Annotated in this window: 12 protein-coding genes; 7 read left to right on the top strand and 5 right to left on the bottom strand. The window is 75.8% G+C overall.

Annotation, left to right across the window (positions count from 1 at the left end; translation table 11 throughout):
- The first annotated feature begins 6 nt into the window (after window positions 1-6).
- Window positions 7-534, top strand: coding sequence for an HNH endonuclease (locus FN207_RS17830; RefSeq protein WP_246066145.1), 528 nt, complete (start codon window positions 7-9; stop codon window positions 532-534).
- Window positions 531-1,409 (top strand): SCO6745 family protein, encoded by an 879-nt coding sequence (locus tag FN207_RS17825; protein WP_142459789.1) that lies wholly within the window; start codon window positions 531-533, stop codon window positions 1,407-1,409. Before FN207_RS17830 ends, FN207_RS17825 begins: the two co-directional genes overlap by 4 nt.
- Before the next feature lie 36 nt (window positions 1,410-1,445).
- On the opposite strand, the gene kynU is transcribed toward FN207_RS17825, so the two are convergent.
- Entirely contained in the window at window positions 1,446-2,699 is a 1,254-nt protein-coding gene (gene kynU, locus FN207_RS17820; RefSeq protein WP_142459788.1) for a kynureninase, read from the bottom strand.
- Window positions 2,700-2,736: 37 nt separating this feature from the next.
- Here kynU and FN207_RS17815 point away from each other — a divergent pair, with 37 nt between their 5' ends.
- Genes FN207_RS17815 through FN207_RS17805 form a run of 3 tightly spaced genes read left to right on the top strand, consistent with a single transcriptional unit; the run spans window position 2,737 to window position 5,070 of the window.
- Window positions 2,737-4,176 carry an amidase gene (locus FN207_RS17815; protein WP_142459787.1) on the top strand — a complete coding sequence of 480 codons (1,440 nt, stop codon included), beginning with the start codon at window positions 2,737-2,739 and terminating at the stop codon, window positions 4,174-4,176.
- A 30-nt stretch (window positions 4,177-4,206) separates the two neighbouring features.
- Window positions 4,207-4,572: an aa3-type cytochrome oxidase subunit CtaJ gene (ctaJ, locus tag FN207_RS17810; RefSeq protein ID WP_142459786.1), complete on the top strand. Its 366-nt coding sequence runs from the start codon at window positions 4,207-4,209 to the stop codon at window positions 4,570-4,572.
- Between the two features lie 45 nt (window positions 4,573-4,617).
- Entirely contained in the window at window positions 4,618-5,070 is a 453-nt protein-coding gene (locus FN207_RS17805; protein ID WP_142459785.1) for a DUF5130 family protein, read from the top strand.
- Between the two features lie 66 nt (window positions 5,071-5,136).
- Here FN207_RS17805 and pepN read toward each other — a convergent pair whose 3' ends face one another.
- Complete coding sequence (pepN, locus tag FN207_RS17800) at window positions 5,137-7,686, bottom strand: aminopeptidase N (RefSeq protein ID WP_142459784.1); 2,550 nt, start codon at window positions 7,684-7,686, stop codon at window positions 5,137-5,139.
- A gap of 134 nt (window positions 7,687-7,820) precedes the next feature.
- Here pepN and FN207_RS17795 point away from each other — a divergent pair, with 134 nt between their 5' ends.
- A complete protein-coding gene (locus tag FN207_RS17795; RefSeq protein WP_142459783.1) occupies window positions 7,821-8,483 on the top strand; it encodes a mycothiol-dependent nitroreductase Rv2466c family protein in 663 nt (220 codons plus the stop codon).
- A gap of 58 nt (window positions 8,484-8,541) precedes the next feature.
- Here FN207_RS17795 and FN207_RS17790 read toward each other — a convergent pair whose 3' ends face one another.
- Window positions 8,542-9,027 carry an ester cyclase gene (locus FN207_RS17790; protein WP_142459782.1) on the bottom strand — a complete coding sequence of 162 codons (486 nt, stop codon included), beginning with the start codon at window positions 9,025-9,027 and terminating at the stop codon, window positions 8,542-8,544.
- Between the two features lie 195 nt (window positions 9,028-9,222).
- On the opposite strand from FN207_RS17790, the gene FN207_RS17785 reads away from it, so the two are divergent.
- A complete protein-coding gene (locus tag FN207_RS17785; protein WP_142459781.1) occupies window positions 9,223-9,978 on the top strand; it encodes an SDR family oxidoreductase in 756 nt (251 codons plus the stop codon).
- Here FN207_RS17785 and FN207_RS17780 read toward each other — a convergent pair.
- Together FN207_RS17780 and FN207_RS17775 are read right to left on the bottom strand one after the other, a co-directional pair.
- Complete coding sequence (locus FN207_RS17780; protein ID WP_246066144.1) at window positions 9,975-10,760, bottom strand: MBL fold metallo-hydrolase; 786 nt, start codon at window positions 10,758-10,760, stop codon at window positions 9,975-9,977. The two genes, FN207_RS17785 and FN207_RS17780, sit on opposite strands and share 4 nt — an antisense overlap.
- The gene (locus FN207_RS17775) at window positions 10,757-11,425 is read right to left on the bottom strand and encodes a DUF429 domain-containing protein (protein WP_142459780.1); all 669 of its coding nucleotides are present in this window, start codon (window positions 11,423-11,425) and stop codon (window positions 10,757-10,759) included. The genes FN207_RS17780 and FN207_RS17775 overlap by 4 nt, the downstream gene beginning before the upstream one ends.
- Window positions 11,426-11,428 lie beyond the last annotated feature (3 nt).

Genomic DNA, 11,428 nt, shown 5'->3' with positions numbered 1-11,428 from the left:
CTGCCCGTGCCCTCGTCCGGCACGACGGCCGCCACCCTGCTGCTCAACGCCACCTACGAGCCGCTCTGCGTGGTGTCCAGCCGCCGCGCGATCGTGCTGGTCCTCGCGGAGAAGGCGGTCCCGGTCGACGACGCCGCCGAGGTGGTGCACGCCGAACGGGTCAGCCTCGCCGTCCCCGTGGTCGTGCGGCTGACGCGTTTCGTCCGGGTGCCCTACCCGGCGCAGGTCCCGCTGTCGCGCCGCGCGGTGTTCACCCGCGACGGGCAGACCTGCGTCTACTGCGGGAGCTCCGCGACGAGCATCGACCACGTGGTGCCCCGCAGCCGCGGCGGTACGCACACCTGGGACAACGTCGTGGCCGCCTGCCGGCGGTGCAACCACACGAAGGCCGACCGGTCGCTGGCCGAGCTGGGCTGGAAGCTCCCGAACCCGCCGCGCACACCGAGCGGCGCGGCCTGGCGGCTGCTGGGCGCCCGCACCGTCGACCCGCGCTGGCGCGAGTGGCTGGGCGTGCCCGAGAGCGTGTCGGCGTGACCTCTGCCGGCACCGCGCGGCGGCTGTGGGCGCTGGCCGAGCCGTACCACGCGGTCACGTACTTCTCCGACGAGTCGCGGGCTGCCGCGGAGGCGGCCGGGCTGACCGGCTTCTGGTCGGCGTACTTCGCGATGCGCGCGGCGCCGCTCGGGCCGGTGGGGCCGGAGGTCGTGACGGCGACCTTCGTCAACTTCGCGCCGTCGTTCGTGGCCCGTCGCGTGCCCGCCGTGTGGTCGGCGGTGACCCCGGAGGAGGCGCTGGCGGCGCGGCTGGCCGGCGTCGACGCGACGGTGCGCCGCGTCCTGGGGGAGTGGGTCACGTCCGCCGAGGCGGCGGAGGCCGCGGAGCTGGCGCGGATCGCCGCCGAGGCGGTCGACCTGCCGGGCCGTCCGCTGGCCGCGGCGAACGCGGCCGCGAGCGAACCCGACGAGCCGCACCTGGCGCTGTGGCAGGCGCTGACCACCCTGCGGGAGCACCGCGGCGACGGGCACACCGTGGCGCTCGTCGCCCGCGAGGTCTCCGGCATCGGCGCGCACGTGCTGGTGGCGGCGGCCGGCCGCGTCGACCGCGAGTGGTTGCAGAAGGCCCGCGGCTGGGACGACGACGCGTGGGCGGCCGCGACGGACGAGCTGGCCGGCCGCGGCTGGCTCGACGGCAGTGGGCCCGACGACGTGGAGCTGTCCGCGGAGGGCCTGGCGATGGTCACCGCGATCGAGGCCGACACCGACCGGCTGGCGCTGGGCCCGTGGCGGGCGCTCGGCGACCCCCGCTGCGACCGCCTCGCCGAGCTGCTCGTGCCGGTGCGCCGCGCCGTCGTCACCGCCGGGCTCTTCCCCGACCGCAACCCCATCGGCGTCCCGCCCGACGTCACCTGAGGAGAGCGGCAGAGATGGCCATTTCTGCCGACCTCCTCAGGTGACGCGGGTGCGCTCCTCGGGGTGGGCGGACCAGCCGCCGTCCTCGAGGATCGCGCGGAAGCGGTCGACGGCGTCCCAGACGTCGACGAACCGGGTGTAGAGCGGCGCGGGCCCGAGGCGCACGCGGTCGGGCGTGCGGAAGTCCGGCACCACGCCGCGGTCGACCAGCGCCTGCGTCAGCTGCCAGGCGTGCGGGTGCGCCAGGGTGACGTGCGACCCGCGGCGGGCGGCATCGCGCGGGCTGGCCAGCGCCACGCCGTGCGGCGCCAGGTGCGCGTCGGCGAGGTCGACCAGCAGCCCGGTGAGCGCCCGCCCCTTCGCCGCCAGCCGGCCGGTGCGCGCCTCGGCCACCAGCCGGGCACCCACCTCCACCGCCGCGGCCGCGAGCACCGGCGGCGTCCCGGTCGCGAACCGCCCGATGCCCGGCACCGGGTCGTAGACCGGTCCCATGGCGAACTGGTCGCGCTGGCCGAACCAGCCCCAGATCGGCTGGCGCAGCGACTCCTGCAGCTCCCGCCGCACGTAGAGGAAGGCCGGCGCGCCGGGCCCGCCGTTGAGGTACTTGTACGTGCACCCCACCGCGAGGTCGACGCCGTGGGCGGCCAGGTCCAGCTCCACCGCGCCGGCGGCGTGCGAGAGGTCCCAGACGACGAGCGCGCCGGCGTCACGCGCCGCCGCCGTCACCGCGGGGACGTCGGCCAGCGCGCCCGAGCGGTAGGCCACCGCCGAGAGCACGACGACGGCGACCCGCTCGTCCAGCGCCGCGGCCAGGTCGGCGGGGTCGAGCCCCTCGTCGACGTCGGCCGGCACCTCGCGGACGGTCATCCCGCGGGCGGCGGCGATGCCGGCGACGACGTAGCGGTCGGTGGGGAAGTCGTCGGCGCAGCAGACCAGCACGTCGCGGCCGGGCCGGGCGTCGGCGGCGGCGACCACCAGCTCGTACAGGTCGACGGTGGTCGTGTTGGCCAGCAGCACCTCGCCGGGCCGCGCGCCGAGGACGCCGGTGCCGATGACGTCGCCGACCCGCGTGCCGACGTCGATCCAGCCCGCCCACGACCCGACCAGCCCGCGGCCCCACTCCTCCTCGGCCACCCGCGCCAGCGCCGCCGGGGTGTCGCGTGGCATGCGGCCCAGCGAGTTGCCGTCGAGGTAGAGCAGGCCGTCGTCGACGCCGGCGAAGCGGTCGCGGAACCCGGCCAGCGGGTCGGCGTCGTCGAGGGCCTCGGCGGCGGCGCGGGTCAGGTGCACGCGGACCTGTCTACCGCGCGGGCTAGCGTCGCAGCCCGTGACCGGGACGCAACTGCACGAGCTCACCGCGCTGGAGCAGGCCGCCGCCGTGCGCGACCGGACGGTCAGCCCGGTGGAACTGGTCGAGGCGGCGCTCGCCCGGGTCGAGGCGCTCGACGCCGGCCTCGGCGCGTTCATCACGGTCACACCCGAGCGGGCGCTGGCCGCGGCCGCCGAGGCGGAGGCCCGGGCGCTGCGCGGCGGTGACCTCCCGCCCCTGCTCGGCGTCCCGACGGCGATCAAGGACCTCAACAACACCGCCGGCGTCCGCACCACCTTCGGCTCCGCGGTCTACGCCGACTTCGTGCCCGGCTTCGATGACGCGGTCGTCACGAAACTGGCCGCCGCCGGGACGGTCAGCGTGGGCAAGACCAACACCCCCGAGTTCGGCTTTCCCTGCTACACCGACAACGACGTCGCCGGTCCCGCCCGCTGCCCGTGGGACCCGACCCGGCTGGCCGGCGGCTCCAGCGGCGGCGCGGCCGTGGCGGTCGCCGCCGGGATGCTGCCGTTCGCGCAGGGCAGCGACGGCGGCGGCTCGATCCGCATCCCGGCGAGCGTCAACGGCCTGTTCGGCATCAAGCCCACCCGCGGCCGGGTCAGCAACGCGCCGCTGGGCAGCGACGTCACCGGCCTGGGCACCCACGGCCCGCTGGCCCGCACGGTCCGCGACGCCGCCGCGATGCTCGACGCCATGGCCGGCCCGGTGCCCGGCGACACGACGTGGGCGCCGCCCCTCCCGCCCGGCGAGACGTTCCTCGGCTGCGCCGACCGTCCGGTCGGGCGGCTGCGGATCGGCCGGGCGCTGGAGTTCCCGATGCCGGGCGTCGCGCTGGAGGCGGAGGTGGCCGCCGCCCTCGACGACGCCGCCCGGCTGCTCGAGTCGCTCGGGCACGAGGTGGTCGACGTCCCGGGGGACCTGCTGCCTCCCGACCTCCTCGGCGTCTTCGAGCAGGTGTGGGCGCTGTCGGGGGCGACCCTGGTCGTGCCGCCGGGCCGGGGTGGGGAGCTGCGGCCGCTGACCCGGGAGCTGCGGGCCCGCGGGCTGGCGCTCTCGGCGCAGGCGGCGATGGAGGCGCTCAACTCCCTGCGCGTCTTCTCCCGCCGCTACGTGCAGGCCACCGACGTCTTCGACGTCGTGCTCACCCCGGTGACGACGATGACCCCGCGGCCGCTGGGCTGGTTCGACGCCGACGGCGACGGCGCCGCGGACTTCGCGCGGCAGGTGCGCTACGCCGCCTTCCCCGCGCTCTACAACGTCACCGGGCAGCCCGCCGTCAGCGTGCCCCTGCACTGGACCGACGACGGCCTGCCGGTCGGCACCATGCTGGTCGGGCGGCCGGCGGACGAGGCCACGCTGATCGCGCTGTCGGCGCAGCTGGAGGAGGCCCGGCCGTGGGCGCACCGGCACCCGCCGGTCTGGCACGCCGACGCATGACCGGTCGGCGCGGGCGGTAGATTCCGGGGCGTGACCGTCGTCGAGACACTGCTCGTCTTCGTCGTGGCCCCGCTGGCGGTGTACCTCCTCCTGTGGGCGCTGACCTACCTGCCCGGCGGGCGCAAGCGCCAGGGCCTCCGGTACAAGCCGGGGCAGCCCTGGGAGCACGAGCCGGTCTGGTACGAGCCCCAGCCGGAGAACGCGCCGACGCACGCCGCCGGCGAGGGCGACACCCAGGCCGTCGGTTCCTCGCTGTACGGCGAGCCCGCCGCCATCGGGTCGTCCGACGGCCACGGCCCGTCCTCCGGCGGCTCGCACGGCGCCACCGCCGTCTCGGCCGGTGCGCCGGCGCCCGCGGCGGCCGGTCCGCTCGGCGGCGCCCGCGGGACCTGGTGACCCCGGCGTGACCCCCTTCTCCTCGACCGCCCCAGGAGGCCGGCGATGACCCGCGTGCTGGATGCCGACGCCCACGACACCGGGACGGTGGACACCGCGCCGACCCGGGCCGACCAGGGCTACGACACGATCTTCAGCTACCGCGAGCTGGCGCGGCTCGACGAGGCGCTGACCATGTCCTCGCGCGAGACCGGCCTGCGGTTCACGCTCTACATCGGCGACCTCGGGCCCACGACCCGCATCCGCGCCGAGGAACTGCACGCCCGCGGCGGCGACCCGCTCGACTCGGTGCTGCTGGCCGTCTCGCCCGGCCAGCGGGTCATCGAGGTGGTCACCGGGGCCTCGGCCGCCCGCCGGCTGCCCGACCGCGCCTGCGCGCTCGCGGTGCTGTCGATGACCAACTCCTTCGCCTCCGGCGACCTCGTGGGCGGCATCGTCAACGGCCTGCGGCAGCTGTCCGACCAGGCCGGCCACCCCCACCGCACCCACGGTCACTAGCGGCCACCAGCTCGAACGCGAGAGGCCCAGGACCCGACGGGTCCTGGGCCTCTCGTGTTCGGCGGTTCAGCTCTCGGCGGCGTCCCGCTGCCGGGCGCGCAGCGCACGGGCGATGCCGTCACGGCCCTCGGAGACCAGCCGGTGCAGCGGAGCCGGGTGCCCCTCCTGGCCCAGCCAGGCGTCGGCGGCCTTGAGCGTGTGCTCCTCGACCACCGGCGGGAACAGGTACTGCACGGCGTTCTTGGCGATCTCGCCGGGCCGGCGGTCCCACATCGGGCCGATCTCGGCGAAGTACCGCTCGACGTACTCGGCCGTGACCTCCCGCTGGGCGGGGTGCCAGAAGCCGGCCACCAGCGCCTCGTGGACGGCGTTGGGCACGTCGGGGTCGTGGAAGGCGCGCTGCCAGGCGTCGGCCTTGGCCTCGGCCGTCGGGCGCAGCGCCCGCGCGGTCGCGGCCCGGCGGACCCCGGTGGCGGTGGCGTCGCGCTCGGCCTCGGCGTCGATCTCGGCGTCCCCCGCCGCGCCGATGGCGACCAGGCCGTTGAGGAAGGCCCAGCGGGCGTCGGCGTCGACGGCCAGCCCCTCGACCGTCCGCGAGCCGTCGAGCAGCCCGCGCAGCACCGCCGCGTGCTCCTCGGTGCGCGCGGCCGAGGCCAGCGTCCGCGACCACTGCAGCTGCTCGTCGCTGCCCGGCTCGGCCGACTCCAGCGCCTGCACGGCCTTGTCGGCCAGGGCCGCCCAGCCGGTCTCGGCCCACTGCGGGTCGGCGTAGGAGGTCAGCGCCGACTGCACGCGCGCCAGCAGCGACTGCACGACGCTGGTCTCGGTCTCGGCGTCGATGCCGGCCAGCACCAGCTGCACCCACTCGCGGGCGGGCAGCTCGGCGTCGCGGGTCATGTCCCAGGCCGCCGCCCAGCACAGCGCGCGGGCCAGCGGGTCGGGGACGCTGCCGATCGCCTCGCGCAGCGTGGTCAGCGAGCGCTCGTCGAGGCGCAGCTTGGCGTAGGTGAGGTCGTCGTCGTTGACCAGCACCAGGTCGGCCGCCGGGTGCCCGACCAGGTCGGCCACCTCGGTGCGGGCGCCGTCGACGTCGAGCTCGACGCGGGTGGTGCGGGTCAGCCCGTCGGGACCGCGGTCGTAGAGGCCCACGGCCAGCCGGTGCCGGCGCAGCACGGGGTGCTCGGGGACGGCGGTCTGCTCGATGGCGAACGAGGCGTAGCGACCGTCGTCGGTGAGCTCGAAGACCGGGCGCAGGGTGTTGACCTGGCTGGTCTCCAGCCACTGCGCCGACCAGGCGGTGAGGTCGCGGCCGGTGGCCTCCGACAGCGGGTCGAGCAGGTCGGCCAGCGTGGTGTTGCCGTACTCGTGGTCGCGGAAGTACTTCCGGATCCCGGCGAGGAACTCCTCGCGCCCGACGTAGGCCACCAGCTGCTTGAGCACCGAGGCGCCCTTGGCGTAGGTGATCCCGTCGAAGTTCACCTCGACGGCGGCGACGTCGACCATGTCCGCGGCGATCGGGTGGGTCGAGGGCAGCTGGTCCTGCGCGTAGGCCCAGGCCTTCTCGGCGTTGGCGAACGTCGTCCACGCGGTCGTGTACTCGGTGGCCTCGGCCTGGCACAGCGTGGAGATGTAGGTGGCGAAGGACTCGTTGAGCCACAGGTCGTCCCACCAGCGCATGGTCACGAGGTCGCCGAACCACATGTGCGCCAGCTCGTGCAGCACCGTCTCGGCGCGCCGCTCGTAGCGGGCCCGGCTGGTGCGCGAGCGGAAGACGTAGTCCTCCAGCACGGTGACCGCCCCGGCGTTCTCCATCGCGCCGGCGTTGAACTCCGGCACGAACAGCTGGTCGTACTTGTCGAACGGGTACGGGTAGTCGAACACCCGGTGGTAGAACTCGAAGCCCTGCTTGGTGACCCGGAACAGCTCCTCGGGGTCGAGGTGCTCGGCCAGCGAGGCCCGGCAGTACAGCCCCAGCGCGATGTCCTCGTAGGCGTCGGTCACCCGGGCGTAGGGCCCGGCGATGAGCGCGACGAGGTAGGTCGACAGCCGCTTGGTCGGCTCGAAGTGCACCAGCTGGGAACCGCCCGGGCCCGCCTCGATGGTGCGCCCGCCGGTGTTGGAGACGACCTGCCAGTCGAACGGCGCGACGACGTGCACCTCGTAGGTGCCCTTGAGGTCGGGCTGGTCGAAGCAGGCGAACACGCGCTTGGCCTCGGCCGGCTCGAAGTGCGTGTAGAGGTAGACCTGCCCGTCCTCGGGGTCCTCGAAGCGGTGCAGGCCCTCGCCGGAGTTGGAGTACCGGCAGTCGGCGTCGACCACGAGGGTGTTGTCGGCGGCGAGGTCGGGCAGCGGCAGGCCGCCCTCCTCGGTGTAGGCGGAGACGTCGAGCTCGACCCCGTTGAGCGTGGCCGACCGGACGGTCTCGGCGACCAGGTCGATGAACGAGGCGGCGCCGGGCTCGCGGCAGGTGAAGCGGACCGTCGTCGTCGAGCGGAAGGTCCCGGTGCCCGGGTGCCCGTTCCCGTCGGTGAGGTCGAACTGCAGGTCGTAGCTGTCGACGGCCAGCAGGCGGGCGCGCGCGGCGGCGTCGTCGCGGGTCAGGTTGGGTACGGCCACGCCGGGCAGCTTCCCACGGACGGCCGACACGCCCGCCGGGGACGGGGGAACAAGCGGCCCCACCACGCACTTGGCAGCCGCAGGAGCCGGCGCCGCACGGGCCGGCTGCGATGACGACGAGAGGGAGACGACGGATGACCGAGGCAGTGCAGAGCTCTCCGGTGAAGGCCCGGGTGGACTTCTGGTTCGACCCGCTGTGCCCCTGGGCGTGGCTGACCAGCCGCTGGGTGCTGGAGGCGGCCAAGGTGCGCGACATCGACCTGCACTGGCACGTCATGTCCCTGGCGGTGCTCAACCGCGGCCGGGACCTGCCGGAGGAGTACCAGCAGATGATGGAGCAGGCGATCGGCCCGGTCCGGGTCGCGATCGCCGCCGCGCAGGCGCACGGCGACGAGGTCCTCGGCGACCTCTACACCGCCATGGGCACGCTGCGGCACCACGAGGAGCTCGAGCTCGACGAGATCGTCGCGCCGGCGCTGGAGAAGGTCGGGCTGCCGGCCGAGCTGGCCGAGGCGGCGACCTCCACCGAGTACGACGAGGCGCTGGAGAAGAGCCACCACGCCGGCATGGACCCGGTCGGCGACGACGTCGGCACCCCGGTCATGCACATCGACGGCGTCGCGTTCTTCGGGCCGGTGATCAGCAGGGTGCCCACGGGTGAGGACGCCGGGAAGGCCTTCGACGGCGCCGTCCTGCTGGCCAACCTGCCCGACTTCTGGGAGCTCAAGCGGACCCGCACGTCCGGCCCCGACATGGACTCGGTGCCGGCCGACACCCTCGAGCTCACCCGCCGCTGACCCGGCGGCCCGGGGCGGTGCGACTCCGCGCCGCCCCGGGCCGGTCGCGCGGGCGCGGTCAGGTGGCGGGGACCTCGGACGCCCGCTCGCTCCGGGTGGCGGCCCGGGGCTCGGGCACGGCCGCCGCGGCCTCACCCAGCCCCAGCTGTGACACCAGCTCGAGCCGGTCGTAGTAGAAGCGGTGTGCGACGGCCACGCCGTCCCGCACCGTGATCAGGTCGCACTCCCGCAGCCGCATGGTCCGGCCGGTCGGCGGCACGTCCCCGTCGGGCAGGCTCAGCACGCCGGTGTGGGTGCCGACGACCCAGCCCTCGTCGATCGCGGTGTCGCCGGCCTCGAAGGTGGCCCTCGACTCCCAGGTCATGTCGGGGAACGCCTGCACGAACGACAGCAGGTCGTCGGCGATGGCCTCCCGGCTGTCGAGTCGCCGGCCCTCCGGGGTCTCGGCGACGGCGTCGGCCGCGTAGAGCCGCAGGAGGGCATCCCGGTCGCCCGCGCCGGCCGCCGCCGTGATCCGGTCCATGATCTCTCGTGCCTGTCCCATGACGACTCCTCCGGTCGTGCGTCGGGTCGCCGGCCGGTCGGACCGGCCGGCGCCGCCGGCCGCCCGGGTCGGGCCCGCGGCAGGCCGACACCCCAGTGGGGACCCTGCCCCGGCCCCGGTGAAGAGGCGGAGGGCCCGTGGGGGTGCGCCGCACCGTGCAGGTCCGCGGACGTGCACGGTGGCATGCTCTCGGCCGTGCCGCGTCCCGTCCGCCAGCGGATCCTGCTCACCGGCGCCAGCTCCGGCCTCGGCAGGGGGATGGCCCGCCGCTTCGCCGCCCAGGGGCGCGACCTCGCCCTGGCCGCCCGGCGGCTCCCGCTGCTCGAGGAGCTGCGCGACGAGCTGCTCGCCGCCCACCCCGGTATCCGCGTGGTCACCGCCGCGATCGACGTCGACGACCCGCAGGCGGTCGCCGAGGGCGTGCCCGCGCTGGCCGCGGAGCTCGGTGGCGTCGACCGGTTCGTCGCCAACGCCGGCATCGGCAACGGCTCCTCGGTCGGCACCGGCGCCGCCGAGGTCAACCGGGCGGTCCTGGCCACGAACGTGCTCGGGACGCACGCGCAGTGCGAGGCCGCCGTCGAGCTGTTCCGCGCGCAGGGCTCCGGCCACCTGGTGGTGATCAGCTCGGTGGCGTCGGTTCGCGGCATGACGGGCAGCCGCACCGCCTACGGCGCCAGCAAGGCCGCCCTCAACGCCCTGGCCGAGGGCATCCGCTCCGACCTGCTCGGCACCGGCATCCGGGTCACGACCGTGCTGCCCGGCTACATCGAGACCGACATCAACGTCGGTCGCCGCGGCCCGTTCACCGTCGACCTCGACACCGGCGTCGACGCCCTCGTCGCCGCGATCGAGCGCGAGCCGGTCCGCGCCTACGTGCCCGAGTGGCCGTGGCGGCCGGTGTCGGCGCTGCTGCGGGTGCTGCCGCTGCCGGTGCTCCGCCGCCTCACCTAGGTCCCCGTCCCGCCATTCGCGCGCGAATGGCGTTCCGCCGCCGTCCGCATGACCGCCTCGGGGTAGGGGCCGCGGTCGAGGCGGCCCTCCCGGAGGGCGGCCAGCACCGCGAGCAGCTCCTCGCGCTGCGCGCCCACGAACGCGGCGTCCACGACCGCGCCGTGCCCCGGGACCACCGCGCCGCGGGCCATGGCGTGCAGCCGCCCGAGGGTCGCCGGCCACTCGGCGGGGAAGGCGTCGTCGAAGGCCGGCGGGGCGCCCTCCTCGACCAGGTCCCCGGCGAAGACGACCCCGTCCTCGACCTCCACCACCAGGTCGTGCCCGGTGTGCCCGCGGCCGAGGAACCGCAGCACCACCTCGACCCCGCCGACGTCGAGCACGGCCACGTCGTCGACCAGCGCGTCCGGCGGGTCCAGCGGCGCCAGCCGGACCTGCTCGGCGCCCTCGGCGTCCCCCGCGGCGAGCAGCTCGGCCACCCGGGCGGCGCGCTGCGCCTCGCCAGTGGCGAGCAGGTCGGCCGCGCAGCCGCGGGAGCCCCAGATCGTCGCGGGGCGGAAGGCGGCGTTGCCGAAGCAGTGGTCGTAGTGGGCGTGGGTGTCGACGACGGTCCACGGGGAGGGCGTCACCCGGCGGACGGCGGCGACCAGGTCGGCGGCCTCACCCAGGTGCGACCGGGTGTCGACGACGAGGCAGGCGCTCCTCCCCACGACGAGCCCGCAGTTGAGGTCGAGGGACTCGTGCCGCCGGACGAACACCCCGTCGGCGACCTCCCGGAAGGTCACCAGCAGATCCGCATCGGCCGGCCCCGGGCGTCGGGGGCGCCGTCGCCCACGCACTCCGCGACGCCGTCGGCCACCCGCCGGGCCGACCAGGCGGCGGCGCAGGCGTCGAGCGCGTCGACGGCGGGGACCAGCGGGGGAGCCCCGAGCAGCGCGGTGTCCACGGCCATCACCGGTCGCAGTGCGGCGAGCCGCTGTGCGAGCCCGCGGGCGGTGACCTTCGGATCGGCGACCCCGCCCAGCCCGAGCCGGAAGGCGAGCTCGGGATGGACCTCGACCACGCGCTCCGACGGCGGGTCGCCCAGCGCGTCGTCGAGCGACCGGATCGACCGGACCAGCTGGAACGCCTGCGCCGAGAGGGAGGTCCCCCCGGTGGCCGCCACCGACAGCGCGCGTGCCTCGGCGTAGTCGTCGGTGCCGAGCACCGCCCGCACGGGGGCGGCGAAGACCGAGCTCCCCGCTCTGCCGAGCAGGCGCCGCGCCGCGACGTCGCAGGCCCGCGCGCGGTCGTCGGACAGGCCGATCGGCATGTCGATGCCCACCACCTCGACGTCCGGCACGGCGAGGACGGCGTCGACGTCGTGGAGCGCCAGCAGGGTCACGGTGCGGCCCTCCAGGAGGGCGCCCACCCAGCGCCCGCGCCAGCCGTCGACCCCGAGCACCGCCACGTA

The sequence above is a fragment of the Geodermatophilus aquaeductus genome, from assembly GCF_900182545.1.
GTDB lineage: Bacteria > Actinomycetota > Actinomycetes > Mycobacteriales > Geodermatophilaceae > Geodermatophilus > Geodermatophilus aquaeductus.
Note: the sequence above shows the minus strand (reverse complement) of the source record. Positions and strands in the feature narration are given on the sequence as shown.